At 66.4% G+C, this 25,240-nt stretch carries 23 protein-coding genes; 15 read left to right on the top strand and 8 right to left on the bottom strand.

Features of this window, described 5'->3' with window-relative positions; all coding sequences use genetic code 11:
- The first annotated feature begins 45 nt into the window (after positions 1-45).
- Positions 46-1,320, top strand: coding sequence for a guanine deaminase (gene guaD / locus ACTIF6_RS17395; RefSeq protein ID WP_439589185.1), 1,275 nt, complete (start codon positions 46-48; stop codon positions 1,318-1,320).
- 139 nt (positions 1,321-1,459) lie between these two features.
- Here the strand turns inward: guaD and ACTIF6_RS17390 are convergent, their stop codons facing one another.
- From ACTIF6_RS17390 to ACTIF6_RS17380, 3 genes are read right to left on the bottom strand one after another with little or no spacing between them, the layout of a single operon-like run.
- On the bottom strand, positions 1,460-2,464 hold the full coding sequence (locus ACTIF6_RS17390; RefSeq protein WP_439589184.1) for a cytochrome d ubiquinol oxidase subunit II: 1,005 nt from the start codon (positions 2,462-2,464) through the stop codon (positions 1,460-1,462).
- Between the two features lie 16 nt (positions 2,465-2,480).
- On the bottom strand, positions 2,481-3,854 hold the full coding sequence (locus ACTIF6_RS17385; RefSeq protein ID WP_439589183.1) for a cytochrome ubiquinol oxidase subunit I: 1,374 nt from the start codon (positions 3,852-3,854) through the stop codon (positions 2,481-2,483).
- Positions 3,855-3,869: 15 nt separating this feature from the next.
- Positions 3,870-4,466 (bottom strand): GbsR/MarR family transcriptional regulator, encoded by a 597-nt coding sequence (locus tag ACTIF6_RS17380; protein ID WP_439589182.1) that lies wholly within the window; start codon positions 4,464-4,466, stop codon positions 3,870-3,872.
- Positions 4,467-4,725: 259 nt separating this feature from the next.
- Here ACTIF6_RS17380 and dcd point away from each other — a divergent pair, with 259 nt between their 5' ends.
- From dcd to ACTIF6_RS17365, 3 genes are all read left to right on the top strand, one after another.
- Positions 4,726-5,298, top strand: coding sequence for a dCTP deaminase (dcd, locus tag ACTIF6_RS17375; RefSeq protein ID WP_439589181.1), 573 nt, complete (start codon positions 4,726-4,728; stop codon positions 5,296-5,298).
- A 65-nt stretch (positions 5,299-5,363) separates the two neighbouring features.
- Positions 5,364-6,254, top strand: coding sequence for a KPN_02809 family neutral zinc metallopeptidase (gene ypfJ, locus ACTIF6_RS17370; protein WP_439589180.1), 891 nt, complete (start codon positions 5,364-5,366; stop codon positions 6,252-6,254).
- 67 nt (positions 6,255-6,321) lie between these two features.
- Positions 6,322-7,797 carry a DEAD/DEAH box helicase gene (locus ACTIF6_RS17365; protein WP_439589179.1) on the top strand — a complete coding sequence of 492 codons (1,476 nt, stop codon included), beginning with the start codon at positions 6,322-6,324 and terminating at the stop codon, positions 7,795-7,797.
- Between the two features lie 49 nt (positions 7,798-7,846).
- Here the strand turns inward: ACTIF6_RS17365 and ACTIF6_RS17360 are convergent, their stop codons facing one another.
- The gene (locus tag ACTIF6_RS17360) at positions 7,847-8,683 is read right to left on the bottom strand and encodes a symmetrical bis(5'-nucleosyl)-tetraphosphatase (protein WP_439589178.1); all 837 of its coding nucleotides are present in this window, start codon (positions 8,681-8,683) and stop codon (positions 7,847-7,849) included.
- Positions 8,684-8,692: 9 nt separating this feature from the next.
- Here ACTIF6_RS17360 and ACTIF6_RS17355 point away from each other — a divergent pair, with 9 nt between their 5' ends.
- Positions 8,693-10,003: a hemolysin family protein gene (locus ACTIF6_RS17355; RefSeq protein WP_439589177.1), complete on the top strand. Its 1,311-nt coding sequence runs from the start codon at positions 8,693-8,695 to the stop codon at positions 10,001-10,003.
- 3 nt (positions 10,004-10,006) lie between these two features.
- Here the strand turns inward: ACTIF6_RS17355 and ACTIF6_RS17350 are convergent, their stop codons facing one another.
- Positions 10,007-12,283, bottom strand: coding sequence for a helicase C-terminal domain-containing protein (locus tag ACTIF6_RS17350; protein ID WP_439589176.1), 2,277 nt, complete (start codon positions 12,281-12,283; stop codon positions 10,007-10,009).
- A 33-nt stretch (positions 12,284-12,316) separates the two neighbouring features.
- On the opposite strand from ACTIF6_RS17350, the gene ACTIF6_RS17345 reads away from it, so the two are divergent.
- From ACTIF6_RS17345 to ACTIF6_RS17325, 5 genes are all read left to right on the top strand, one after another.
- Positions 12,317-13,108, top strand: coding sequence for a hypothetical protein (locus ACTIF6_RS17345; protein WP_439589175.1), 792 nt, complete (start codon positions 12,317-12,319; stop codon positions 13,106-13,108).
- Between the two features lie 83 nt (positions 13,109-13,191).
- The gene (locus tag ACTIF6_RS17340; protein ID WP_439589174.1) at positions 13,192-13,713 is read left to right on the top strand and encodes a DUF962 domain-containing protein; all 522 of its coding nucleotides are present in this window, start codon (positions 13,192-13,194) and stop codon (positions 13,711-13,713) included.
- Positions 13,710-14,228, top strand: coding sequence for a GNAT family N-acetyltransferase (locus ACTIF6_RS17335; RefSeq protein WP_439589173.1), 519 nt, complete (start codon positions 13,710-13,712; stop codon positions 14,226-14,228). The genes ACTIF6_RS17340 and ACTIF6_RS17335 overlap by 4 nt, the downstream gene beginning before the upstream one ends.
- A 42-nt stretch (positions 14,229-14,270) precedes the next feature.
- Positions 14,271-14,741 (top strand): Rrf2 family transcriptional regulator, encoded by a 471-nt coding sequence (locus ACTIF6_RS17330; RefSeq protein ID WP_439589172.1) that lies wholly within the window; start codon positions 14,271-14,273, stop codon positions 14,739-14,741.
- On the top strand, positions 14,716-15,615 hold the full coding sequence (locus tag ACTIF6_RS17325; RefSeq protein WP_439589171.1) for an NAD(P)/FAD-dependent oxidoreductase: 900 nt from the start codon (positions 14,716-14,718) through the stop codon (positions 15,613-15,615). The genes ACTIF6_RS17330 and ACTIF6_RS17325 overlap by 26 nt, the downstream gene beginning before the upstream one ends.
- A 10-nt stretch (positions 15,616-15,625) precedes the next feature.
- Here ACTIF6_RS17325 and ACTIF6_RS17320 read toward each other — a convergent pair whose 3' ends face one another.
- From ACTIF6_RS17320 to ACTIF6_RS17310, 3 genes are read right to left on the bottom strand one after another with little or no spacing between them, the layout of a single operon-like run.
- Positions 15,626-16,420, bottom strand: coding sequence for a metallophosphoesterase family protein (locus tag ACTIF6_RS17320; protein ID WP_439589170.1), 795 nt, complete (start codon positions 16,418-16,420; stop codon positions 15,626-15,628).
- Positions 16,417-17,385, bottom strand: coding sequence for a diacylglycerol/lipid kinase family protein (locus ACTIF6_RS17315; RefSeq protein ID WP_439589169.1), 969 nt, complete (start codon positions 17,383-17,385; stop codon positions 16,417-16,419). The genes ACTIF6_RS17320 and ACTIF6_RS17315 overlap by 4 nt, the downstream gene beginning before the upstream one ends.
- A 30-nt stretch (positions 17,386-17,415) precedes the next feature.
- Positions 17,416-20,478, bottom strand: coding sequence for a transglycosylase domain-containing protein (locus tag ACTIF6_RS17310; protein ID WP_439589168.1), 3,063 nt, complete (start codon positions 20,476-20,478; stop codon positions 17,416-17,418).
- A gap of 168 nt (positions 20,479-20,646) precedes the next feature.
- Here ACTIF6_RS17310 and ACTIF6_RS17305 point away from each other — a divergent pair, with 168 nt between their 5' ends.
- From ACTIF6_RS17305 to ACTIF6_RS17285, 5 genes are all read left to right on the top strand, one after another.
- Positions 20,647-21,552 carry an RNA polymerase sigma-70 factor gene (locus ACTIF6_RS17305; RefSeq protein ID WP_439589167.1) on the top strand — a complete coding sequence of 302 codons (906 nt, stop codon included), beginning with the start codon at positions 20,647-20,649 and terminating at the stop codon, positions 21,550-21,552.
- Between the two features lie 47 nt (positions 21,553-21,599).
- Positions 21,600-22,058, top strand: coding sequence for a carboxymuconolactone decarboxylase family protein (locus ACTIF6_RS17300; RefSeq protein ID WP_439589166.1), 459 nt, complete (start codon positions 21,600-21,602; stop codon positions 22,056-22,058).
- A gap of 53 nt (positions 22,059-22,111) precedes the next feature.
- The gene (locus tag ACTIF6_RS17295; RefSeq protein WP_439589165.1) at positions 22,112-22,504 is read left to right on the top strand and encodes a hypothetical protein; all 393 of its coding nucleotides are present in this window, start codon (positions 22,112-22,114) and stop codon (positions 22,502-22,504) included.
- A gap of 131 nt (positions 22,505-22,635) precedes the next feature.
- Positions 22,636-23,421 carry an SDR family oxidoreductase gene (locus tag ACTIF6_RS17290; protein ID WP_439589164.1) on the top strand — a complete coding sequence of 262 codons (786 nt, stop codon included), beginning with the start codon at positions 22,636-22,638 and terminating at the stop codon, positions 23,419-23,421.
- Between the two features lie 94 nt (positions 23,422-23,515).
- Positions 23,516-25,228 (top strand): thiamine pyrophosphate-requiring protein, encoded by a 1,713-nt coding sequence (locus tag ACTIF6_RS17285; RefSeq protein WP_439589163.1) that lies wholly within the window; start codon positions 23,516-23,518, stop codon positions 25,226-25,228.
- The last annotated feature ends 12 nt before the right edge of the window (positions 25,229-25,240 follow it).

The following is a 25,240-nucleotide window of genomic DNA, read 5'->3' as shown; positions in this document are numbered from 1 at the left end:
CAGGGCGTTATGCCGCAGCGCGCGCGACGCGGTAAGCTCGCCCGCATGAGAGCCTACCGCGCCGCCATCCTCCGTTTCGCCGACGACCAGACACCCGTTTACGAGGCCGATGGCCTGCTAGTGGTCGGCCCTGATGCGCAAGGTCGTCGCGTGGTGCGCGCCGTGGGCGACCATGCGGCGCTGATTGGCAACTACCCCGGCGTGGCCGTGGAAGACCTGCGTGGCAAGCTCATCGCGCCGGGCTTCGTCGACATGCACGTGCACTACCCGCAGACCGACGTGATCGGCGCGCCGGCCGCGGGTCTCCTGCCCTGGTTGGAGAACTACACGTTTCCGCACGAGACGCGTTTCTCCGACCCGGCTCATGCGCGCGAAGTGGCCCGATTTTTCTTCGACGAACTCGCGCGCCATGGCGTGACCACGGCGCTCACGTTCGCCACCTCACACCCCGCCTCGGTGGATGCGGCGTTCGAGGAAGCCCGTGCGCGTGGCTTGCGCTTCATCACCGGCAAGGTGCTGCAGGACCGACACAGCCCCGACGGCGTGCGCGACGAGACCGAGCAGAGCCTGGTCGACACCGAATCGCTGATCCAGCGCTGGCATGGCGTGGACCGGCTGGGCTATGCGATCACGCCGCGCTTCGCGCCCACCAGCACACCGGCGCAGTTGCGTGGCGCGGGCGAACTGGCGGCGAAGTACGGTGATGTGTGGATCCAGTCGCACGTGGCGGAGAACCGCGACGAGGTGCGCTGGGCGGCCGAGCTGTTTCCCGAATCGCGCAGCTACCTGGGCGTGTACGGCGATTTCGGCCTGCTGCGCGAGCGCGCGGTGTACGCGCACTGCATCCACCTGGACCAGGTCGACCGCGAGCTGATGGCGCGCACCGGCACGGTGGCGGCGGTGAGCCCGACGAGCAACCTCTTCCTGGGCAGCGGCTTCTTTGACTACCTGGCGGCCGACGCCGCGGGCATGGGCTACGGCCTGGCGAGCGACGTGGGCGGCGGCACCAGCTTCTCGCCTTTCCACACGATGCTGGCGGCTTACAGCGTGGGCCGCGAAGGCCAGACCAAGGCCGGCCTGAGCCTCACGCCGGGGCAACTGTGGTGGCAGCACACGGCGGGGGCCGCGCGGGCGCTCGGCCTTGAGGGCGTGGTGGGGAATCTGCAAGCAGGCAACGAGGCCGACTTCGTGGTGCTCGATCCCAAGGCCACACCCCTGCTGGACCGCAAGACCTCGCAGGCGCGCAGTCTGGATGAGTTGCTGTTTGCGTTGATTGTTCTTGGGGATGACCGGGTGATCGAACGCACGGTGATCGCCTGACAGCCGCGGCGCACGAAGGCTTCTCAAGCCAGAGGCATCAAGGGTCCGGCTCCGCCGGCCCGAGATGCCGTCCCCACTCCAAGCGCCGAAGGCGCGCCAGAGAGGGGGGAAGCCGCGTCAGCGGCGCAGGGGGGTGTTCCTAGTTATAAGAAAGCGCGCGCGCTTTCCCCCAGAACACCCGGTACATGTAGATCGTGTAGACGATGATCACCGGCAAGGTGATCGCCACACCCACGAACACCACGGTGAGCGACTCGGTGGAGATGGCGGCTTCCCACACCGTCATGCGGCCGATCACGATGTCCGGGAAGATGCTGTAGGCCAGGCCGAAGAAGGCCAGGATGAAGATCAGCACGGTGGCGGCGAACACCACCCAGCCGTAGCCGGCCTTCACCACGTTCGGGTGTGTCACCACCCAGCGCACCGCGAAGAAGGCGATCGCGCAGCTCAATGGAATCGGCATCAAGCCGAACACCTCGGGTACATGGAACCACTTCGCCACCACGCCCGGGTTCACCAGCGGCGTGGCCGCCGATATGGCCACCAGTGCAAAGCCCATGGGCCACAACACGCGCGATGCCCATCGCACGGCGTGCGTCTGCAATTCGCCCTCGGTCTTCATGATCAGCCAGCCCGCGCCCAGCAGCACATAGGCGGCAGGCAGCGTGATCGCGATGCCCAGGCTGAACGCCAGGCCGATCCAGCCGCTGTCGAAGCCGGTGATGTAGCTGCCCAGCATCCAGCCCTGCGAGGTGCTGGCCAGCAGCGAGCCCACGAAGAAGGAGCGGTTCCAGAACGGCACGTACCTGGTAGGCGCCTTCACGCGGAAGTCGAACGCCACACCGCGCAGAATCAGGCCAATCAGCATCACCGCCACTGGCAGGTACAGCGCCTGCAGCACCAGGCCGTGCGCCATCGGAAAAGCGACCAGCAGCACGCCCACCCCCAGCACCAGCCAGGTCTCGTTCGCGTCCCAGAACGGGCCGATGCTGGAGATCATGGTGTCTTTCTCTTCCTTGCTTTCGGCCAGGGGGAGCAGAAGGCCGACACCGAGGTCGTAGCCGTCGAGGACGACGTAGGCCAGCAGCGCCAGGCCCATCACCGCCAGGAAGATCAGGGGAAGGATTTCTGCCCAGGTGGTCATGTGGTGCTCCCTTGGATCAAACGCCAGCCTTGCCCAGCGCGGCTCCGGCGGGTGCTTCGGGCGCGTGCTTGAACGGATGCTCGGCCATGTACTTGAGCACGCCCACATACGTGATGAGCAGCAGCCCATAGACGATGAGGTAGGCGGTGAGCGTGACCGCGATCATGGGCGAAGGCAGCGTGGTGGCCACGTCGGCGGTGCGCAGGTGGCCATACACGATGAAAGGCTGGCGGCCGATCTCGGTGACGTACCAGCCCGACAGCGTGGCCAGCCAGCCGGAGAAGGTCATGCCTGCGAGGGTCCACAGCAAGGGGCGCGGCAGCTTCACCGGGTCATCGGAACGAGCGCCCTGTCTGCGCTGGCGCCACAGCATCCAGGCACCCCACCAGGCCACGGCCAGCATCAGCGAGCCCACGCCCACCATCACGCGAAACGCCCAGAAGATTGGCGCCACAGGCGGATGCGCGCCAGGAAATTCGTTCAGGCCCTTGAGCTCGGCGTCCATGTCGTGCGCCAGGATCAGGCTGGCCATCTTGGGAATCTTCACCGCGTAGTGCGTGGTGCCCGCCGCTTCGTCGGGAATGCCGAAGAGCGTGAGTGGCGCGCTCTTCTCGGTGTGCCAGATGCCTTCGAGCGCGGCGATTTTGGCAGGTTGGTGCTCCAGCGTGTTCAGACCGTGCATGTCGCCCGCCACGAACTGCAGCGGCATGGCCACGGAAGCGGCGATCAAGGCCGTGCGCAGGGCTTTGTGCGTGCCGTGGGTGGCGCTGCCCTTGAGCAGTTGCCACGCGCACAACCCGGCGATGAGGAACGACGCGGTGAGCGTGGAGGCCAGCAGCTTGTGCGCGAAGCGGTACGGGAACGAAGGGTTGAACACCACGGCCAGCCAGTCGACCGGTATGAACTTGCCGTCCACGATCTCGAAGCCGGCGGGTGTCTGCATCCACGAGTTCAGGCTCAGGATCCAGAACGCCGACATGGTGGTGCCGAAGGCCACGAGGAAGGTGGCGGCCAGGTGCACGCGCTCAGAGACACGACCTCGGCCGAACAGCATGATGCCGAGGAAGCTGGCCTCCAGAAAGAACGCGGTGAGCACCTCGTAGCCCAGCAGCGGGCCGGAGATGTTGCCGGTCTTTTCCATGAAACCAGGCCAGTTGGTGCCGAACTGAAAGCTCATCACGATGCCCGAGACCACGCCCAGGGCGAAGGTCAGTGCGAACACCTTGGTCCAGAAGTAGTAAGCCTCTTCCCAGGCCGGGTCGCGCGTCTTGAGGAAGCGCAAGCGGAAGAACAGCAGGAACCAGCACAGCGCAATGGTGATGGTGGGGAACAGGATGTGGAAGCTGATGTTGGCTGCGAACTGGATGCGGGAGAGGATCAGGGCGTCCATGGTTTTTTCCTCGTGTCAGGCGGCGTCGGGCAGCTTCTCGGGCCGCGCGCCGCGCGCGCCCTTGCCGGTCAGGCGATCCTTGAGTTCGAGCACGCGGGTGACGGTGCTGCCCATGCCCATGAGTTGCAGGGCAGTTTCCGGTGCGAGCTTCTGCACGTCGTCGAACCAGGTCATGAGCCGGTCGATCAGATCGTGCATCTCGCGCATGCGTTCCTGGGCATGGCGTTCAGCATCGGTCCCGGGTGTTTCCAGAAGCGCGGTGCGCAGCATCGACAACGTGGGTTCCACCTCGCGCCGACGCCGTTCCTCCGCCAGCACGCGAAAGATTTCCCACACATCGGCCGGTGCCTCGAAGTACTCGCGCCGGTCGCCCGGCTGGTGGCGCAGCCGCACCAGCCGCCAGGCCTGCAATTCCTTCAGCCCCATGCTCACGTTCGAGCGCGAGAACTCCAGCGTCTCGGCGATCTCGTCGGCGTTGAGCGCGTTGGGCGAGATGAAGAGGAGGGCATAAATCTGCCCCACGGTGCGGTTGATGCCCCAACGGCTGCCCATCTCCCCGAAGTGGGCGACGAATTCGCGGTTGAGCGGGGGGAGGTGGTCTTGCAGCGGCATGGTCGAGACTGTAGTCGTTTCTGCTTGAATTTTCAGTAATTACTGAAAATTCGCAAACTTCGCGGGGTTATTCAGCTGAGCATGATCCGCCGCCGGGCCGCCCCAAGGCGGATCAGCTCCCGGGGGCAGCGACCCGCGCAGCGGCGGAGCGTGGGGGCACTATGTCCGCCGCCGGGCCGCCCCAAGGCGGATCAGCTCCCGGGGGCGGCGACCCGCGCAGCGGCGGAGCGTGGGGGCCCTATGCATACAATCGCGCCCCATGAGCATCAAAAGCGACAAGTGGATCCGCCGCATGGCCGAGCAACACGGCCTTATCGAACCCTTCGAGCCGCGCCAGGTGCGCGAGGTCGATGGCAGGAAAGTGATCAGCTACGGCACCAGCAGCTACGGCTACGACATCCGCTGCGCGCCCGAATTCAAGGTGTTCACCAACATCCACAGCACCGTGGTGGACCCGAAGAATTTCGACGAGAACAGCTTCGTCGACATCAACAAGGACGTGTGCGTCATCCCGCCCAACAGCTTCGCGCTGGCGCGCACCATGGAGTACTTCCGCATCCCGCGCAACGTGCTCACCATCTGCCTGGGCAAGAGCACCTATGCGCGCTGCGGCATCATCGTCAACGTCACTCCGTTCGAGCCCGAGTGGGAAGGTTATGTGACGCTCGAGTTCAGCAACACCACCCCGCTGCCCGCCAAGATCTACGCGGGCGAGGGTTGCGCGCAGGTGCTGTTCTTCGAGAGCGACAAGGACGACGTCTGCGAGGTCAGCTACAAGGACCGAGGCGGCAAGTACCAGGGCCAGGTCGGCGTGACCCTTCCCAGGGCCTGACAGCCCATCGAGCGCCCCATAATGCGGATACCTGTGGCCGTATTCGTGCCGCTGAGGAGCCATGCATGAAATGGGAAAACAACCGCGAGTCCGACCAGGTGGAGGACCGTCGATCGCAACCCGGAGGCGGTTTCGGTGGGCTGGGTGGCGGCGGGCGAGGGCGCGGCATCGGTATCGGCACCATCGCGGTGGCGCTGGTGGCGGGCTGGATCTTCGGCATCAATCCCCTGACCATCCTGGGCGCCCTGAGCGGCGGCGACATGGCGCCCACCGCGCAGATGGAGCAGTCTCAGGGCCCGGCGCAGGCGCCCACCGACGACATGGGTCGCTTCGTGGCTTCCGTGCTCGGCGGCACCGAGGACGTCTGGACTCAGGTCTTCCAGCAAGCGGGCGCGCAATACCAGAAGCCGCGCCTGGTGCTGTTTCGCGGCGCCACGCCCACGGCCTGTGGCACGGGCCAGTCGGCCATGGGGCCGTTCTACTGCCCGGGTGACCAGAAGGTCTACATCGACCTGAGCTTCTACGAAACCCTGCGCCGCCAGCTCGGCGCGCCGGGCGACTTCGCTCAGGCCTACGTGATCGCGCACGAAGTCGGCCACCACGTCCAGAACCTCATGGGGCTGACCGACCAGATGGAGAAGATGCGTTCGCGCGTGAGCGAACGTGAATACAACGCCATGTCGGTGCGGCTGGAACTGCAGGCCGACTGTTTTGCCGGCCTTTGGGCGCACCACAACCACAAGAGCAAGGCCATTCTGGAGCCGGGCGATGTGGAAGAGGCGCTGACGGCCGCCGCCGCCATCGGCGACGACGCCCTGCAGCGCAAAAGCCAGGGCCAGGTGGTGCCCGACAGCTTCACCCATGGCACCAGCGCGCAGCGCCAGCGCTGGTTCAACACCGGTCTGCAGAGCGGTCAGGTGCAGTCTTGTGACACGTTCAAAGCGGCCACGCTTTGAGCCCCGGAGGGCACTTTTGGGCCAAAAGTCGTCAAAGTGAGACAATAGCCGGCTAACTTTGAAGTCCATGACCCAATCCTTTTCCGAACTTTCCCTCTCGCCTGCCATTGAGCGAGCCGTGGCCGAAATGGGCTACGAGACCATGACGCCGATCCAGGCGCAGGCGATTCCGGTGGTGCTGGAAGGCCGCGATGTGATGGGCGCCGCCCAGACCGGCACCGGCAAGACCGCCGCGTTCACGCTGCCGCTGTTGCAGCGCATGCTCAAGCACGAGAACGCTTCCACCTCGCCCGCGCGCCATCCTGTGCGCGCGCTGGTGCTGCTGCCCACGCGCGAGCTGGCCGATCAGGTGGCCGACCAGGTCAAGCTCTACGCCAAATACACCAACCTGCGCAGCACGGTGGTGTTTGGCGGCATGGACATGAAGCCGCAGACCGCCGAGCTCAAGAAGGGTGTGGAAGTGCTGGTGGCCACACCGGGGCGCCTGCTGGACCACATCGAGGCCAAGAACTGCGTGCTCAACCAGGTGGAATATGTGGTGCTCGATGAAGCCGACCGCATGCTCGACATCGGCTTCCTGCCCGACCTGCAGCGCATCCTGTCCTATCTGCCCAAGCAGCGCACCACGCTGCTGTTCTCGGCCACCTTCTCGCCCGAGATCAAACGCCTGGCCAACAGCTACCTGCAGGACCCGGTGACGATCGAGGTGGCACGCTCCAACGCCACCGCCTCCACCGTGGAACAGCATTTCTACCGCGTGGAAGACGACGACAAGCGCGCGGTGCTCAAGCAGATCCTGCGCGAGCGCGGCCTCAAGCAGGCCTTCGTGTTCGTCAACAGCAAGCTCGGCTGCGCGCGTCTGGCGCGTTCGCTGGAGCGCGAAGGGCTCAACACCACCGCGCTGCACGGCGACAAGAGCCAGGACGAGCGCCTGAAGGCACTCGAAGCCTTCAAGACCGGCGCGGTCGACCTGCTGGTCTGCACCGACGTGGCCGCGCGCGGCCTCGACATCAAGGACGTGCCGGCGGTCTTCAACTTCGACATCCCGTTCAACGCCGAAGACTACGTGCACCGCATCGGCCGCACCGGCCGTGCCGGGGCTTCAGGCCTGGCGGTGTCGTTCGTGAGCGGGCGCGACGCGCGCCTGATGGGCGACCTGGAAAAGCTGCTGGGCAAGAAGCTGGAGCTCGAGGCGCTGGAATTCGAGGCCGATCGCCGCCCCGCTGGCCGCTTCAACGATGGGCAGCGCGCATGGCAGACGCCCGACGACGACGCCGAACGCCGTGAGGCGCGCGCCAGCCGCGAGCGCCCGGAGCGCACGGCTGCGCCGGGCCGCCCGCCCGCACGCGCGCCGCGCGCACCGGCCGATCCGCTGTTCGACAAGCCGTACGAACCAACGGCTGCCAGCGATGCGCCGCCGTCGTGGGAAGTCGCGCAGCGCGCAACCACGCGCACCGCCTCCCCCAACATCAAGACCCGCAAGAAGGTGCCGGCGCTGTTCAAGAGCGCACCCGCACCCGCACCGGTGCCGGAAGAAAGCTGAGGGCTGCGCCCTTGCCTGACCCTGCCAGGCGACCCTCGCCGCCTTTGTTTCAGGACTTGCCGGGCTTGCGGGCTTGCTCGCAACGCAAGGAAATTCTCTCCACCTGGCCCGGTTGCGCACCGATGCGGGCCGCCGTGAGGCAGCCCCCCCAGACGCAGCCCGTGTCCAGCGCCTGCAGATCGTCCCGGTCCACCGTGCCCAGTGTGGACCAGTGCCCGAAGGCGATCGGCACCCCTTCGGTCCGTCGGCCCGGCACGTCGAACCAGGGCCTGAAGCCCTCTGGCGGGATGGCTGCGCTGCTCTTGGTGTCGAACTCCATCACGCCCTGTGCCGTGCAGAACCGCAACCGGGTGAGCGCATTGACAACCACGCGCAGGCGCGCCGCGCCGGTGAGCGATTCACTCCACTGGGCAGGTTCGTTGCCATACATCGTGCGCAGGAAATCCACCCAGTCCGGACCCTGCAGAACGGCATGCAGCTCGTCTGCCAGCGCCAGGGTGCGGCCCACGTCCCATTGCGGCAGCACGCCAGCATGCACCATGAGCCAGCCGTGCGCGTGCAGGGCCATGCGCCGCGTGCGCAACCAGTCCAGCAGCGCATCGCGATCGCGCGCATTCAGGATGTCGTCCAGGGTGTCGGTGCGGTGCAGCTTGCGCACGCCGTGCGCCACCGACAGCAGGAACAGATCGTGGTTGCCCAGCAGGCAGTGCGCCGAGGTGCCGAGCGCCATCAGCCGGCGCATCACTGCCAGCGATTCCGGGCCCCGGTTGACCAGGTCGCCTAGCAGGTACAGCGTATCGCGGCTGGGTGAGAAGCCGATCTCGTCGAGGAGGCGGCCCAGTGCGGTGTCGCAGCCCTGCACATCACCGATCATGTAAATTGACATCCCCGCATTATGGATATCGTCCTCATCGTCTTTCTCACGCTGCTCAATGGCGCATTCGCCATGTCCGAGCTGGCGCTGGCTTCCAGCCGCAAGGCGCGCCTGACGGCGATGGCCGAGGCCGGCGACAAGGGTTCGGTCACGGCGCTGAAGCTGCTGGAGAACCCCACGCAGTTCCTGTCTTCGGTGCAGGTGGGCATCACGTCCATCGGCATGCTAAACGGCATCGTGGGCGAGGCCGCCTTCAGCGACGATCTGGGCCTCTGGATGGTTACCAAAGGGCTGACGGAAGCCACCGCGAATGTGCTCTCGACCGCCATCGTGGTGTTGGTGATCACCTTCATCACCATCGTGTTCGGCGAGCTCGTGCCCAAGCGCATCGGCCAGCTCTATCCAGAGGCTGTGTCGCGCTGGGTCTCGCGCCCCATGGCCTTCGTGGCCAAGGCCGCCAAGCCTTTTGTGTGGCTGCTCACGCACACCACGCAATGGGTGCTCAAGCTGCTGCGCATCGACACCAACGCCGTGCAGCACGTGACCGAGGAAGAGATCAACGCCAGCCTGGAGGAGGGCGTGGACGCCGGCATCATCGAGGAACACGAGCACCAGATGGTACGCAACGTGTTCCTGCTCGACGACCGCCAGCTCACCTCCATCATGGTGCCGCACTCGGAGATCGAATGGCTGGATGCGCAGGACAGCATCGATGTCGCCGTGCAGAAGGCCTGGACCACCGGGCATTCCTGGTACCCGGTGTGCCGGGGCGGGCTTGAAGATGTGGTTGGCGTGATCCACCTGCCGCGCATGCTGGCCCTGCAGGCCGATGGCGACAACGAGCCCCTGATGCGCCACGTGCAGCCAGCCGTGTTCGTGCCTGAAACGCTCACTGGCATGGAGTTGCTGGAGCAGTTCCGCGAGCGCGCCACACGCATGGTGTTCGTGGTGGACGAGTACGGCGTGGTGCAGGGCCTGCTCACGCCGCTGGACATGCTCGAAGCCATCACGGGTGAGCTTTCACCGCGCGCAGCGGTGGACGCCTGGGCCACACAGCGCGAAGACGGCGCCTGGCTGGTGGACGGTGCCATGCCGGTGGCCGAACTCAAGTCGCGGCTGGACATCGAGGAACTGCCGGACGAGGACAAAGGCCGCTACAACACCGTGGCCGGCCTCATGCAGACCGTGGCGGGCGACCTGCTGGAGAAGGGCGACAGCGTGGACTGCGCTGGCTGGCGCTTCGAGGTGCTGGTGCTCGACGGCCGGCGCATCGACCAGGTGCTGATTTCGCGTCTGCCGGATCTCGAGCCGGCCATCGACGCGGGGATCTGACACTCAGAAGCGCCACCACCCGGGCAGCAGTCGCCGCACCTCCGCGCGGTTGAATCGATCGTCCATCAGCACCACCACGCCGTCGTCGCTGGGTCCGCGAATCACGCGGCCCGCCGCCTGCACCACCTTCTGGATACCGGGAAACAGATAGGCATAGTCGTAGCCCTCGCCGAATCGCGTCTGCAGCCGCTGGCGCAGGTGCTCGTTCACCGGATTCACCTGCGGCATGCCGAGCGTGGCGATGAAGGCGCCGATGAGACGCCGGCCTGGCAGATCGATGCCCTCGCCGAAGGCGCCGCCGAGCACCGCGAAGCCGATGCCCTGACTCTCTTCGGTGAAACGGGCCACGAAGGCATCGCGCTCAGGCTCGCTCATGCCGCGCGACTGGGCCCACACGGGAATGGTTGGGTGCTGCTCCTGCATTCGGTCGAATGACTGGCGCAAATACTGGAAGCTGCTGAAGAAGGCGAGGTAGTTGCCTGGGCGTTCGGTGTATTGCGTGGCCATCACCGCCACGAGGCGCTCCAGCGATTCGAGGCGGTCGTTGTAGCGGGTGGAAATGTGCGGTGTCACGAGCACGCGCAGTTGCGAAGGGTCAAAAGGCGAGGGCACTTCCAGCCGCGCGGTGTCCTCGGGCAGGCCGAGGAGCTGGCTCACGTAGTCCATGGGGCGCAGCGTGGCCGAGAACAGCGTGGCGCTGTGTGCGGCCTCCCACCGCGGCTTGAGCAGCGGGCCGGGATCGAGGTTGCGGATGTTCAGCACCGGGTGGCGCACACGGCTTCGTGTTGCGGGCGCGCGGGTGAGATCGACCATGGAGTGGTCGGCGAACACCTCGGCCACGCGCAGGAAGTGCAGCACTTCGAACAGCCAGGCCTGCAGGTCGCCATGTGCATCCCTCGGCTCGTGCGCTAGGTGGTCCGAGAGTTCGGCGCTGTGGCGTTGCAGGGCGTCGATGAAAGCGCCGGGCAGCTCGGGCAGCACCTCGTGGTCCTGCGTCTGTGAGCGGGCCAGCGCGCCCCACTGGCGGTGCAGCCGTTCCATGGATTTCTTCAGCGCCGCAGGCGCGGTCTTGCGCACGGCCTGAAAGGCCATGGGGCGCAACTCGGCGCTGTACATCAGGCGGGCGCGCTCGATCAGGTTGTGCGCTTCATCTACCAGCAGACCCACGCGCAGGTCTTCGTTCACAGTGAGGTTCCAGGCGCTCGCGCTCAGGTCGAAGAAGTGGTTGAAGTCACCCACGACCACGTCGCTCCAGCGCAGCAGGTCCTGGCCCAGGTAGTAGGGGCAGACGTCGTGCTTGAGCGCGATGTTGCGCAGTGCGGGCTTGTCGAGCCAGCCGGTGTGTGCAGCGTCTTCGCGAGCCTGGGGCAGACGGTCGTAGAAGCCGCGCGCGAGCGGGCAGGACTCGCCGTGGCACGCCTTGTCGGGGTGTTCGCAGGCTTTTTCGCGTGCCACGAGTTCGAGCACGCGCAGGGGCTTCACCTGCATGCGCTGCAACGCATGCAGGGCGAGCTGGCGGCCGGGGGTCTTGGCGGTCAGGTAGAACAGCTTGTGCGTTCCTTGTGCGGGCGCAGCGCGCAGCGCGGCGAACAGCGTGGCCATGGTCTTGCCGATGCCGGTGGGTGCCTGCGCGAGCAAGTGGCGGGCAGCGCCATGCGCGCGGTACACAGCGGCCGCCATCTCACGCTGGCCAGGCCGGAATGCTTCGAACGGAAACGCGAGCGCCTGCAACGCGGCATCACGCGCGGTGCGGTGCTGGCGCTCGGCGCGTGCCCAGTCGGCGTAGCGTTCGCACAGCGATTCGAAGAAGGTCTTCAGCTCCAGCGCGCTGTGCCACACCGGCAGCACGGTCTCTTGCGCCGTGTCGATGTTGAAGTACACCAATGCCACTTCGATGCGATCCAGGCCGAGCTGCTCGCACAGCATCCAGCCGTACACGCGGGCTTGCGCCCAGTGCAGGGCGCGGTGGTTGTCGGGGATGTGATCCGCTTCGCCACGGTGGGTCTTGATTTCCTCCAGGCGTGGGGTGGCGGGGTCGAAGCCGTCGGCGCGGCCCTGAACGATCAACTCGCCGCAACGCGCGCTGAGCGCAACCTCGCGCTGGTAGCCCGCACTGCGCCGGCTGGTGACTGTGGTGTGCCCCTGCATGCCGTCCTGCGCGCTCGGCGAGGGCGTGAAGCGCAGATCCAGGTCGCCCGTCTTGGCTGCAAACGCGCACAGCACGCGCACCGCCACCCGGGCAGGCGCAGGCGTTTCGTCGGGCAGCGGGGCGGGAGGCATCACACGGCATGGTACTGGATATATAGTCAGTGGATGGACGTCAGCGTTACCCCTCTAACCCGCCACCACCATCGGCGCCTGCGCGAGATTCACCGCTCGGCAGGTTGGCCCTGCCACGACATGCTGGAAGTGGAATTGCTCGCCGCCGGCCTGCTCGAGCGCCAGCTTTCGCCCGAGGGTTGCGAGACGCTGCGCGTGACCGACGCGGGCATCCATTGCCTGGCCGAAGTGTTCGCCCACAACAAGGCGGTGCGCACACCGCACGAGGCGCTGGTGGAGCGGGTGGCCATTGCCATGGCCCGGGCCGGGCGGCTCCCATGGCGTGGCCTGATGCTTCGGGTGCCCTTGCCGCGCGAACTGTTCGAGGTCGAGACCGAGGAATCGCCCTTGCCCCAGCTAGCCGCCTTCGAATCCGAACCGGTGGCCCCCGCGCCGGGCCACATCTGGTGCATGGCCTGCCCCGATGTGTTCTCGGTGCGGCACACCACGGTGGAGGCTTACCTGGAACCAGTGGTGCACGAGATCAAGGTCAGTCGCGCCGATCTGCTGGGTGACCTGCGGCGGCCCGCCAAACGCGCCGCCTACCTGGGCCTGGCCAGTGCCTGCTGGTACGTGCTGGGTCAGGACGCCAAGGGCCGGCCGATCGCGCAACCGGAAGAGGTCCCCCCCGAATGCGGCGTGCTGCAGCTCGAAGGCGAGCGGCTGGTGGTGGCGCGCGAAGCGCCGCGCCGTGCGATGGCGCAACTGCCGTTCCACGTGTGGATGGCGCTGGCGCGCACCGGGCCGGCCGTGCGCCTGGAGGACGATGCGCAGTCGCTGTTGTGACGGGCGTTGGTGCATTTCCGCTGGCGCGCTCGGGCGACTCTGGCGATGATGTTCACCTGGACCGAGATTTCAGGAGACAAGCCATGAAAACCCTCAACGACCAATTGAGCAACTACGCCGCCTACCACCGCGACCGGCGCAACATCCTCACGCATTTCGTCGGCATCCCCATGATCGTGCTCGCCGTCGTGGTGCTGCTCGCGCGACCGGCATTCGAGGTGGCAGGGCTGTCGCTGACACCCGCCACGCTGGCCGTGATCATCGCCACGCTTTACTACCTGCGGCTGGACCTGCGCTACGGCGTGGCCATGGGCTTGCTGCTCGCGGCCTGCCTGGCGTTTGCCAACGCCACGGCGGGCCTGTCCACCGGCGCCTGGGCTACGCTGGGCGTGGGCCTGTTCGTGGTGGGCTGGGTGATCCAGTTCGTGGGCCACATCTTCGAAGGCCGCAAACCGGCCTTCGTCGATGACATCATGGGCCTGATCATCGGACCGCTGTTCGTGGTGGCCGAGTTCGGTTTCCTGCTGGGTCTGCGCCGCGAGGTGGAAGCGGTGATCGAGTCGCGCTCGGGCGCGGTGCATTCGGGGCGTGCGCTGGCGAAATGATCCGGCCCGAGGCCCCGGCAGACGCCCCCGCCATCCATGCCCTCACGCGGGACGCGTTCGAGCACGCGCCGCACACCGACCACACCGAACACTTCATCGTCGACGCCTTGCGCGCGGCGGGTGCCCTGACGCTTTCCCTGGTCGACGAGCAGGACGGTTTGCTGCGCGGCCATGTGGCGCTTTCGCCGGTCACCGTTTCCGACGGCACCACCGGCTGGTTCGGCCTCGGTCCCATCTCCGTGTCACTCGTGTACCAGGGGCGTGGCGTGGGCAGCGGGCTCGTGCGTGCGGCGCTTCACAGGTTGCGAGGGCAGGGTGCGGCCGGTTGCGTGGTGCTGGGAGAGCCTGGCTACTACGGCCGCTTTGGTTTTCGTGTCGATCCGAAGCTGGTGCTGCCGGGTGTGCCGCCCGAGTACTTCCAGGCGCTGCACTGGACGGGCGCGGCGGCCTCTGGTGAGGTGAACTACCACCCCGCCTTCAACGTCCGGGGTGAGCCGGGCAGTCAAAACCCCTGAGGGCAGAGGGTGATATGAATTTCATGTAACTTTATAAGTTACATGAAACTCGATAGCCGTCTTTCCTCCATCCTTCACCTGTTGCTGCACATGGCGCACAGCAACGGCCCCATGACGTCAGAGGCGCTGGCCGCCTGCCTGCAAGGCAGCCCCGTGGTGGTGCGCCGCACGCTGGCCGGGCTTCGCGACGCGGGTTTCGTCAGCTCCGAAAAGGGCCATGGCGGCGGCTGGGTGCTGGCCTGCAATCTGAAGACGGTGACATTGCGCGACGTGTACGACGCGGTGGGTGCACCGTCGGTGTTCGCCATGGGGCACCGGTCCGAAAAGCCCGACTGTCTGGTCGAGCAGGCCGTCAACGAGGCCTTGTCGGGCGCGCTGCAGGAAGCGCAGGCGCTGCTGGTCCAGCGTCTGGGTCGGGTCACGCTCGCTGACCTCGCGGCCGATTTCAGCCGCCGCTTCGCCGAACATCCTCATGCCAGGAATCACCATGAACACCTCCACCACAACCCATGACGCCATCGTGATCGGCGGCAGCTACGCCGGCATGTCCGCCGCCCTGCAACTGGCGCGTGCTCGGCGCCGTGTGCTGGTGATCGATGCGAACCTGCGCCGCAATCGCTTCGCCAGCGCTTCGCACGGGTTCCTGGGCTTCGATGGGCGTGCGCCGCAGGTCATTGCTGCCGAAGCCAAAGCGCAGTTGCTGGCGTATCCCAACGTGCGGTGGCTCGACGGTACGGCCACGCAGGCCGAGCGCGAGGGCGACGCTTTTCGCGTGTCGGTGGCCGACGGCGGTGTCGAACACGCCAGCAAGCTGGTTCTGGCCACCGGTGTGGTGGATGAGCTGCCCGCCATCGATGGCCTGGCGCAGCGCTGGGGCGTGAGCGTGTTTCATTGCCCTTACTGCCACGGCTATGAACTCGATGAGGGTCGCATCGGTGTGCTCGCATCGAGCGCCCTCTCGATGCACCACGCGCTGATGCTGCCCGACTGGGGCCCGACCACCCTGTTCCTTAACGATGCCTTCGTGCCGGACGACGAGCAGCGTGCGGCACTGGCTGCGCGCGGGGTCGTCGTGGAGTCGGGTTCGGTGGCGCGGCTTGTGGAGACGGCCACGGTGGAAATGCGCGATGGCCGGCGCCTGGTCATGGACGGGCTTTTCTCCGTGACTCGCACGCGCGTGTCGAGCCCGGTGGCAGCCCAGCTCGGCTGCGCCATGGACGAAGGCCCGACGGGCGAGTTCGTTCGCACCGACGCCATGCAGGCTACCAGCGTGCCCGGTGTGTTCGCGTGTGGCGATGCCGCGCGCGCGGCCGGCAACGTGGCGATCTCGGTGGGGGCCGGCGCCATGGCAGGCGCGTCGGCACATCGATCGATGATGTTCGGCTGAGCCAGACGACTCAGTTGTTGCGCGCCATGTTCAGGCGCGTCGCCTGTCGAAGCTCGAAGGCCTGTTTCGGCCCGGCGTGATCCCACTGCTCGACAACGCAGGTGCCATCACCTGCCGACCAGCGCAACACGTTGACCGAATTGGGCACGCCGCGCCGGACGCGGCTGGAAACCGCGGTGCCGGCCTGCACGGCCCACATCGGGCGCGCCAGACCGGGAAGCGGCATCACGTAGGGCAGGTGGATGTGCCCTCCCATGACGATGTCGGCACCAGCCACGGCCCAGGCGTGCTGTGCGGCCGCGTGGCCGATCAGTCGATCGGGTTCGTCCTGCGGGCGTTTCACTTCGATGGGCTGGTGCACCACCACCACGCGAAGCTGATGGGTGCCGGCTCGACTCAACCGATCGGACACGCGCCGAACCTGGGCCGCGTCCACCTCACCGTTCTTGTGCCGGCGCGAGCGCGTGGTGTTCACGCCGAGCACCAGCAATTCGCGGTTCTCGAAGGAGGGCTCCAGCGATTCTCCAAAAGACGCACAGTGGTGGGAGTAGGGCCGCGTCAGGCGAGCCCACAAATTCATCAGTGGAATGTCGTGGTTGCCGGGCACCGCCAGCAGCGGGGCGCCGATGCGATCCGTGAACGCTCTGGCGGCCTCGAATTGCCTAGCGCGGGCGCGCTGGGTGATGTCCCCCGAAAGCACCACCAGATCGGGCCCGAGTGCGCTGGCCAGGCGCGCCAGCGCTTCCACCACCTCAGGCACCTCGGTACCGAAATGCGGATCGGAAATCTGCAGGACCACGCTCAAACCGCTTCCTTCGCGGAGGTTCCGGTCTTGAGCAGGTACAGCGGCTCGGGCATCACGCGAAACCGCAGCGGCGGCTTCATGCGCGCTACCTCGCCATCGAACGCCACCTTCAGCCGGCGCAGGCGCATCACGCTCGGTGGCTTCACCACCATCTCGTCGAATTCGAAGTGCTCGATGCCTTCGGCTTCGCCGAGCGAACCCAGTGCACCGCGCAGCATGAGGCCGAGCATGCCCAGTGTGCCGATGGGCTTGAGCACCACGGCCGTGACGCGACCGTTGTCCCGGGGCGCCTGGCCAGGGGGGGGCCCGGCCACGCCAACCTGCTCCAGCTGCAGCCGGTTGTTGCCCACGAACAGGGTGAGCGTGCGCAGTTCGCGCTTGACGCCGTCGAGCTCGATGCTCAGCTTCAGCCGGTTCGGCGTGCGCATCAAGGTGGCGAAGGCCGCCCCCAGTGCGACCAGCCGGTTGCGCCCGAAGCGCGATTTCCAGGCCTCGCGATCCTCCAGCAACCGGGGATAGAGGCCCACGCTGGCATTGACGAGGAACACCTGATCGTTGATGGCCCCGACCTGCACCGGCATGGGCTGCGCGGCGAGCAGTTGCGCGGTGGCCTCGGCCACGTCCAGTGGCAAACCGTGCGTGCGGGCGAAGTAGTTGAACGTGCCGCGTGGAATCACCCCTAGGGCACAGCCCGAGGCATGCGCGGCCTGCGCCACGGCGTTGATGGTGCCGTCGCCTCCCACGGCCACGATGGCCGAGCGCTCGGCCAGCGCCTGCCTGGCGGCTTTCGCTGCCGCATGCGGCAGTTCGCCGGGCTGGCAATAGATGAGTTCTCCGGTCCGGCCAGTGGACTTGAGCGTGGACTCGATGGCCTCACGCGTGCCCTCGCCATCCTGGCTGCCGGAGTGGCCGTTGAGGATGAACCGCAGCGTGCTGGAGGGGTCGATGTCGGGTGGGGTGGCCATCCGGGCCAGTTTAGCCCGCGCGGTTCAGACCTATGGTTCCCGGGGACACCCGCTGCCGGGACTGCCATCGAGGTGGGCCAGCAGCACGGGGCCCATCGACCGCAGGATCTGCACCGGCAGGCCGGAGGTGAAGCGGTACTGCGCGGCATCAGGCCCCACCACATAGGCGGTGATGGTGCCGAAGTGCCGCGGGCCGAGGTAGAAGACGAAGGTGGCGGTGCGGTTCATCGCCTGCCCACTGCGACCCTTGATCACCACCCGGTTGTCGCCGGTACCGGTCTTGCCACCTGGTGACAGGTCTTCGCCGGTCTTGCTCTGGAAGCTGCCGGCCAGCCGCCGGGCGGTGCCCGCCTCCACCACTTCCGACAAGGCTTTTTTCAACGCCTGGGCCACTTCCGGAGCCATCACGCGCTCACCCTCGGACGGCACGGGCCGCAGCTCGGTTTCCCACGGCGTGTTCTGGGCAAACTTCACATCGGCGATGCGGTGTGTGGGCCGGCGCATCCCGCCGTTGACGATGATGCCCATCAGCTCGGCCAGCGCGGCGGGGCGGTCACCCGAACTGCCCAGGGCGGTGGCCAGCGAAGGCACGAGGTGGCTGAAGGGATAGCCCAGGCGGGTCCAGCGGCGGTGGATTTCCAGGAAGGCTTCCACCTCGAGCATGGTGTAGATGCGGGTGTCCTGCGCGTCCTTGGCGCGCGTGCGGAACAACCAGCGGTAGACCGCCTGGCGTTCGGCGGCGCTGGCGCCGATGGCCTCGGTCAGCGTGGCTTCGGGATGGCGCAGGCGGTAGGCCACCAGCCAGAGTTCCAGCGGGTGCACGCGGGCCACATAGCCCCGGTCGGGCAGGTCGAAGGCGTCGAGTGCGAAGCGCTCGTGCAGGCTGGCCAGGCGGTTGGCATCAGGTGCCTTGTCGCCCAGGCGCGTGGCCAGGAAGGCGCCCAGTGCTTCGGCCGAAGCCTCGGGGTCCAGGTAGCGGAACACGGCGCTCAGGCGGTCGGCGTTGGGCGTGAGGCCGTCGAGCAGCATGGCGCGCAGTTCCTGTGGGGTGCGGTTGTCTGTCTTGCGCCAGAAGCGGCGCAGGAAGGCCTGGCCTTCGCGGTCGGCAAACAGCGCCAGGTAGGTCTCGCGGCGCGGATCGAGATCGTCTTTCAGCAGCCTGGCGGTGCTGCCGGGCACCTGGTACATGGTGTGGCGCACCACCTCGCGCATGAGGCGCACGAAGGGCAGGTTGATGGAGGCCTGCATCGATTCGCGCAGGGTCGGGTCCCGGTCATTGTCCGAGCGATTGAAGTTGTTGAAGCTGTGCAGGCCACCCCCGGTGAAGAACTGCTCGCCCGGGTTGGCGGAGAAGCGCCGGTCCATGGCGGCTTCGAGCATCGCGCCCAGGCTGGTGTCGTGAGGGCCGCTCAGGTAGTCCACGGCCCAGCGGCTCAGGGTGTCCTGGCGGCTCACCTCGGTGGCCCGCAGCGCTGCCGGCTCCAGGGTGGCGAGCCTGCCGTGCAGTTCGGCGACGAGTTCCAGGTAGGTGGCGAGCACCCGCAGTTTGGCGGTGGAGCCCAGTTCGAGTTTGCTGCCCTCGTTGATGTCCAGCGGCTGTTGCGTGGTGTCGGTCTGAACGCGCACCAGGTTGCCCTGCTGGGTGCTTTCCACCAGCGTGAAGCTGTAGCGCACTTCGGAGAGCGTGGCTGGTTGCAGCAGACGATCGCCCATGAGCTGTTGCGAGGCGACGAAGTCGGGTTCGCTCAGGCGGCCGAGGTAGTCGCTCACGGCGTCCTGCAGCTTGCCGTTCAAGGTGGTGCTGGCTTCCGCGTCAAGCCGGTCCAGGCTGTAAAGGGAGGTGCCAAGCATGCCGGCCAGCCGGGTGCGCACGGCCGTGGTGCCCTTGCTCGCGGTCTGGGGCAGCAGCGGCGGGTCTTTTTCCATGTCGCGGAACACCAGCGTCTGCTGGAGCGCGGCGTCGCGCCAGGCGGTGTCGATGATGCCGGCTGTGGCCAGCAGGCGCAGGTGGGCGTCGGTGCTGTGGTCGAGGTCCTTGCGGCCCTGCCCGAGATAGTACGAAGGTCGGCGATGCGCAATCATCAGAGCCACCGCCTGGCGCAGCACCTGCGCCCTCGCGTCGGCATCGCCGGACTGGCCGGTGAGCAGACTTTGCGCACGATCGAAATCGGTCCCGAACCACACCCACAGGCCGTCGCCCAGACCGTGCACCTCGCCGTGGCGCGGCGCGGCCGACAGCGGGACGGTGTTCATGTAGTCCAGCACCAGCTGGCGGCGCGCCGGCATGGTCTGCGTTCCCTGCTGGTAGGCCCGCACCGAGGCCGAGATCATCTGCCGCAGTTTTTCGCGCGCGTCGTGGGTGATGCCACCGGGCGAATGGCGGTATTTCTCGATCTGCGTGGACAACGTGCTGCCGCCGTGGGTGTCGATGTCCGGATCGATCTGGCTGCCCAGTTGGGAAATCACCGCGCGCGTGAAGCGCACCCAGTCCACCGCCGGGTTCATCTCGGGGCGTTCGGGGTCGAGCAGGTCGCGGTTCTCGATAAAGAGCAAGGCCTGCACCACCACGGGTGGCAGGCTCTCGAAGCGATCGAAGCGCCGGTAGGGGTAGCGGAACGCGTGCAACGGTTCGCGGCTGCAATCCAGCACGGTCAGGCCGGTGTGCGTTTTCTCCGCATACGGCGCGAACCAGCCACGCGACAGGTGGGCCTGCAGGGCATCGCTCTGGCGCGCTTGCGCGGTGACGTGAAAGCCCCGCGCCTGCAGACGCTCGGCGAAGCCCGGAATGGCGACGTAACCCAGCCGTTCGTCGAAGGGCCCCTCGGCCGGGAAGCGGATGTGGTCCGCCGGACCCGGCGCCACGTGGTGGCGCAGGCCGGCCGCGTAGCTGTTGAGCTCCCGGGCCTGCCAGTAGGAGGTCTGCACTTCGTGCCAGATCAGCAGAGCGAGCGCCGCCATCACGGTGAGCAGGATCATCCAGACCATGCGTTGCCGACGGCTCATGCGCCGCGGGGGCTGGTAGCCCGGCGGGTCGCCCAGGCCGGCGGTATAGGGCTCCTTACCGAACTGCTGTTCGATCATCGGGGTTCCCATGGATGCAAGACACCTGAAAAATTCCTTCGTTGGGGGCGCCTGTCGCCTCCTGGCATTGTCGCGGTACGCCGTGCTCGGCCGCACGCGGTCGGGACAGGCGGTGCAGTCCCTCCGACCGGCACGAAGCGATTGTGATGGCTGTCACAAAATGAGAAGCTGGAACGTCTGATGAACATGCCCACCGACACCTTCAACCGTCTGCGCCCGCGCCTGCATGGCATGGCCTACCGCATGCTCGGTTCCTCCGCCGAAGCCGAAGAGGTGGTGCAGGATGCCTGGCTGCGCTGGCACGAGAGCCGTCCGACGGAGATCGACAGCGCCGAAGCCTGGCTGGTCACCGTGACCACGCGCCTGGCCATCGACCGGCTGCGCAGCGCCAAAGTCCAGCGCGAGCACTACATCGGCACCTGGCTGCCCGAGCCGCTGATGTCGGAGTCGCCGGTCACCCCGGAGCAATGGGTCGAACGTGCCGACGACGTCTCGGTGGCCTTTCTGGTCCTGCTCGAGCGCCTGGCGCCTGAAGCGCGGGCGGCCTTCCTGTTGCGCGAGGTGTTCGATGCCGACTACGGCGAAGTGGCCCAGGCCCTGGGCAAGACCGAGAGTGCCTGCCGCCAGATCGTGCATCGCGCCCGGGAACAACTGAAGGACGAGCGACCGCGTCACATCGTCTCGCGCGAGGACCAGCTCCGGCTGCTGCGCGGATTCGCCGAAGCCGCTTCCAGCGGGCGTTTCGACGAGCTCAAGAATCTGCTGGCCGAGGACGCCCAGTTGGTGGGCGACGGTGGCGGCAAGGTGCCGACTTTCGGCGTGCCCATCGTGGGCGACCGGCGCATCGCCCAGCTTTTCTACGCCACCCACCGGCGCTTCGGCGACGCCGTGCGCTTCGAGGTCGTGGTGCTCAACGGCCAATGGGGCCTGCTGCGCTTCATCGATGGCGTGCTGGAATCGGCGCAATCGTTCGTGACGGACGGCCAGCGCATCCTGCGTCTGCACGTGCAGCGCAACCCCGACAAGCTGGCGCGCATCGTCGCGGCGCTCGGTCGCGAAGGGTCTGTCACAAAACCGCCGGCCTGACCGTCTTGTGAGGTGAATCCATCCCGACCACCTCATCAAGGAGAACCATGAAAACCGCAAGACTTCCCTGGACCGACATCGCTCCCAAGGCCTTCCAGGCCATGGCCGCTGTGGGCGTCACCACAGCCACCTCTTCGCTGGGCCTGCCGCTCATGGAGCTGGTGAAAACGCGCGTTTCACAGCTCAACGGCTGCGCCTTCTGCGTCGACATGCACGTGCGCGACCTGCGCAAGCACGGCGAGACCTGGCAGCGCATCAACAGCCTCGTCACCTGGCGCGAGGCCGACCTCTACAGCCCGCGCGAGCGTGCCGCGCTGGACTGGGCGGAATCTCTGACCCGACTCGTGGAACAGCACGGCAGCCGAGACACCGAATTCACGGCGCTCCAGGGTCAGTTCAGCGACCAGGAAATCGTCGAACTGTGCTGGACCATCGCGCAGATCAACGCGTGGAACCGCGTTTGCGTGGGCATGCGCGCGCCGGTGCCGGACAAAGACATCGCCTGAAGCGGGAAAAGCCACACTGGCGCAACCGCCCGGGTGGTTGGAGAATGGGTGCCATGAAGAACATCCTCCGCCTTCCTCTGGTTCTGGTGGCCTGCCTGGTTGCCTTTCCCGTCTGGTCTCAATCCACGCTCGATGGCCACTGGCGCGTCACCTTTGCCACCGAGGGCGCGGAGGGCCGCGAGGCCACGGTGGAACTCAAGGGCGGTACCGGTACGTGGACCACCTACGCCCGCAGCGACAAGGACAAGAAAGACCCCTGCGTGGGGCGACCCCTGCCCCTGTCCATTGCTGGCGACCCCGCTGCGGGCAAGCTCGACCTGCGGCTCGATGCCTCCAGTGCCATCGCCGGTTGCCGCGACCGCAAGGCCACGCTGCAGCGCACCGACGACAAGACGCTGGAAGGCAGCTTCGACAACGGGCGTGCGATCAAGCTGGTGCGGCAGTAGGCGGCGCACTTTCGCAGTGCGCCGGTCGTTCGTCGTGCGAGGCCGGTCGCACGATATTTAATTGCAAATGGAAATTACATTTAATAAGATGGCGATTTTCTTCGGCTTGATGCCGGCAAAGGAGGATCGCTGTGGAAGGTCTCACCGGGAAAGTGGCGGTTGTGACGGGCGGCGCCAGCGGGCTTGGCGCCGGCATGGTTCGTTCGTTCGTTGCCGCTGGCTTGAAAGTGGTGGTTGCCGACGTGCTGGAACGCCAAGGCCGGTTGCTGGCGGACGAGCTCGGTCCCGCCTGCATCTTCCAGCGCACCGACCTGCGGTCTGACGAAGACCTGGACGCACTCCTGGCCACCGCGCAGCAGCGATTCGCGGGGCTCGACTTCCTGTTCAACGTCGCATGTTCGTATGCGGAAGAGGGCTTGCAGACGTCCCGCTCGGGTTGGCACCAAGTGTTCGACATCAACCTGTTCGGCCACGCGCTTCTCATTCAGAAGGCGCTCCCGTATCTGGTGCATTCTCAGGCGGCATCGATCGTCAATTTTTCCAGCGCGAGCGGGCACATCGCCCAGATGGGACGTTGGGTCTACCCGGCCACGAAGGCGGCGATCGAGCAGATGACGCGCAGTGCGGCGCTGGAGCTGGCCGACCAGGGCATCCGCGTCAATGCCATCCTGCCGGGTTTGATCGGCAAGCCGAGCCATGAGTACGCCTCGGAAGAAGCCGCGCAACGAATCGCGGGCCTGGCGGATCGCTTCAACATGTTCTCGCGCTTGCAGACCGCGGAGGAGGTGGCGGAGGCGGCGCTATTCCTCTGCTCATCCCACGCACGTTTCATCACGGGCGCCTGCCTCGCCGTCGATGGGGGTTACACCGCGCTCGGCCCCCAGGGCAAGGAGCGGCACGTGCCCCGCCGCGGATAAATTTTTACCTGCTCTCTATTTTTTAATTGCAATAATCGCGAATTGCAATTAAATTTGCAGAAACGCGCTACTGCGAAATCTGCTGGAGAAGAGAGTGAATGAATCTGCGACAGCCACGGTCACCGTCGGCAAGAACTACCTGCGTCTGCTGGCCGATCGAGGCGTGAACTATCTCTTCGCCAATGCGGGCACCGACTTCGCATCCATCATCGAGGCCTACGCTTCCATGGATCGCTCGCAGGCGCCAGTGCCCGTGACGGTGCCCCATGAAAACGTCGCTATCCACATGGCCATGGGGCACTGGCTTGTGAGCGGCCGCATGCAGGCGGTGATGGTGCACGTGAACGTGGGAACCGCCAACGCGGTTTGCGGCGTGCTCAATGCGGCTCGTGCGCACATACCGGTGTTTTTCACCGCCGGCCGCACACCCATCACCGAGCAGGGCGAACCCGGATCGCGGAACATCCATATCCACTGGACGCAGGAGATGTTCGATCAGGCCGCCATGGTTCGCGAGGCGGTGAAGTGGGAATACGAGCTTCGGACAGGCGCACAACTGCTGACGGTGGTGGACCGCGCGATCGGCATCGCCAACAGCACACCCAAAGGGCCGGTCTATCTCACCCTTCCGCGAGAAGTGCTGGCCGGGAAAATGGACGAGGCGCCGTCGTTCCCTTCATCGCGCCACGGCACCGCTACACCGCCAGGTCCATCTTCACTGGCCGTGCGTGAAGCGGCGGCGATGCTGAGTGAAGCGCGGTCACCGCTGATCATCACCACGTCGATCGGCCTGGAAGAAGGTGGATTCGATGCCCTGGCCGAGTTCGCAGACCGCTTCGCCATACCGGTCGCTCAGTTCGTGCCGCGTTGCGCAAATCTGCCCAGCGCCCATCCGATGCATGCGGGTTACGACCCACTGCCATGGATCAAGGATGCCGATCTGGTGCTGGTGCTGGACAGCGTGGTGCCCTGGATCAAGGACCGTGCGGATCTGTCAGCAGCCAAGGTCATCCAGATCGCAGCGGATCCGCTGCATGGGGAGATTCCGATCCGTGGTTTCGAATGCGATCTGGCGATTGCCAGTTCGCCCGTGTTGGCGTTGAAGGCGATCGCTCAGGAACTCGAGGCAGCGCACGCGCCCGACCGTGACACCGTGGAGGCCCGTCGTCAGGTCACCCTGAAGCGCATTGCCGAATCCCGCTCAACCCTGAAAGATCTTGTCGAGTCGGTGAAGCACCAGACGCCCATCCACCCTGCGTGGTTCAGCCATTGCATCAATGAGGCGAAAGGAGAGGACGCGATCCTGGTGAAGGAAGCGCCCCAACTCTCCCTGGCGCAGCAGGATTTCAAGCAGACCAGTTCGATGTTTTCGGCCGGCGCGGCCGGTGGACTGGGCTGGGGACTGGGTGTGGCGCTGGGGGCAAAGCTGGCGGCGCCCGATCGCCTGGTCATCGCCGTGGAAGGGGACGGCTCCTACATGTTCTGCGAGCCGGTTTCTGCCCACTACGTCGCGCTGGAGCAAGGCCTGCCCTTCCTGACGGTGATCTTCAACAACCAGCGCTGGAACGAAGTGCGAGCCGCCACGCGGCACGTGTATCCAGACGGTGTGGCCGCCCAGGACGGTGCGTTTGAAGCGTTGACGCATTTCCATCCGGCCCTGGCCTTGCAGAAAGTCGTCGAGGCGACGGGTGGGTATGGCGAACGCGTCACGGATCCCGCTGCGCTTCCCGACGCGCTGGCCCGTGCCATCGCGATGGTGAAGACCGAGAGGCGCCAGGTGGTTCTGGACGTCATTTGTGCGAGTTGAGTTCATTCAAGG

Origin of the sequence: Hydrogenophaga sp. (assembly GCF_051860785.1) — a bacterium.
Taxonomy (GTDB): Bacteria; Pseudomonadota; Gammaproteobacteria; order Burkholderiales; family Burkholderiaceae_C; genus Hydrogenophaga.
The sequence above is the reverse complement of the archived record's forward strand: the minus strand, read 5'-3'. Positions and strand labels throughout refer to the sequence as shown.

What these genes read in the sequence shown, in the direction of transcription:
- guaD (WP_439589185.1), top strand. Translation starts at nt 46, where the DNA reads ATGAGAGCCTACCGCGCCGCCATCCTCCGTTTCGCCGACGACCAGACA.
- ACTIF6_RS17390 (WP_439589184.1), bottom strand. Translation starts at nt 2,464, where the DNA reads ATGACCACCTGGGCAGAAATCCTTCCCCTGATCTTCCTGGCGGTGATG.
- ACTIF6_RS17385 (WP_439589183.1), bottom strand. Translation starts at nt 3,854, where the DNA reads ATGGACGCCCTGATCCTCTCCCGCATCCAGTTCGCAGCCAACATCAGC.
- ACTIF6_RS17380 (WP_439589182.1), bottom strand. Translation starts at nt 4,466, where the DNA reads ATGCCGCTGCAAGACCACCTCCCCCCGCTCAACCGCGAATTCGTCGCC.
- dcd (WP_439589181.1), top strand. Translation starts at nt 4,726, where the DNA reads ATGAGCATCAAAAGCGACAAGTGGATCCGCCGCATGGCCGAGCAACAC.
- ypfJ (WP_439589180.1), top strand. Translation starts at nt 5,364, where the DNA reads ATGAAATGGGAAAACAACCGCGAGTCCGACCAGGTGGAGGACCGTCGA.
- ACTIF6_RS17365 (WP_439589179.1), top strand. Translation starts at nt 6,322, where the DNA reads ATGACCCAATCCTTTTCCGAACTTTCCCTCTCGCCTGCCATTGAGCGA.
- ACTIF6_RS17360 (WP_439589178.1), bottom strand. Translation starts at nt 8,683, where the DNA reads ATGTCAATTTACATGATCGGTGATGTGCAGGGCTGCGACACCGCACTG.
- ACTIF6_RS17355 (WP_439589177.1), top strand. Translation starts at nt 8,693, where the DNA reads ATGGATATCGTCCTCATCGTCTTTCTCACGCTGCTCAATGGCGCATTC.
- ACTIF6_RS17350 (WP_439589176.1), bottom strand. Translation starts at nt 12,283, where the DNA reads ATGCCTCCCGCCCCGCTGCCCGACGAAACGCCTGCGCCTGCCCGGGTG.
- ACTIF6_RS17345 (WP_439589175.1), top strand. Translation starts at nt 12,317, where the DNA reads ATGGACGTCAGCGTTACCCCTCTAACCCGCCACCACCATCGGCGCCTG.
- ACTIF6_RS17340 (WP_439589174.1), top strand. Translation starts at nt 13,192, where the DNA reads ATGAAAACCCTCAACGACCAATTGAGCAACTACGCCGCCTACCACCGC.
- ACTIF6_RS17335 (WP_439589173.1), top strand. Translation starts at nt 13,710, where the DNA reads ATGATCCGGCCCGAGGCCCCGGCAGACGCCCCCGCCATCCATGCCCTC.
- ACTIF6_RS17330 (WP_439589172.1), top strand. Translation starts at nt 14,271, where the DNA reads ATGAAACTCGATAGCCGTCTTTCCTCCATCCTTCACCTGTTGCTGCAC.
- ACTIF6_RS17325 (WP_439589171.1), top strand. Translation starts at nt 14,716, where the DNA reads ATGAACACCTCCACCACAACCCATGACGCCATCGTGATCGGCGGCAGC.
- ACTIF6_RS17315 (WP_439589169.1), bottom strand. Translation starts at nt 17,385, where the DNA reads ATGGCCACCCCACCCGACATCGACCCCTCCAGCACGCTGCGGTTCATC.
- ACTIF6_RS17310 (WP_439589168.1), bottom strand. Translation starts at nt 20,478, where the DNA reads ATGGGAACCCCGATGATCGAACAGCAGTTCGGTAAGGAGCCCTATACC.
- ACTIF6_RS17305 (WP_439589167.1), top strand. Translation starts at nt 20,647, where the DNA reads ATGAACATGCCCACCGACACCTTCAACCGTCTGCGCCCGCGCCTGCAT.
- ACTIF6_RS17300 (WP_439589166.1), top strand. Translation starts at nt 21,600, where the DNA reads ATGAAAACCGCAAGACTTCCCTGGACCGACATCGCTCCCAAGGCCTTC.
- ACTIF6_RS17295 (WP_439589165.1), top strand. Translation starts at nt 22,112, where the DNA reads ATGAAGAACATCCTCCGCCTTCCTCTGGTTCTGGTGGCCTGCCTGGTT.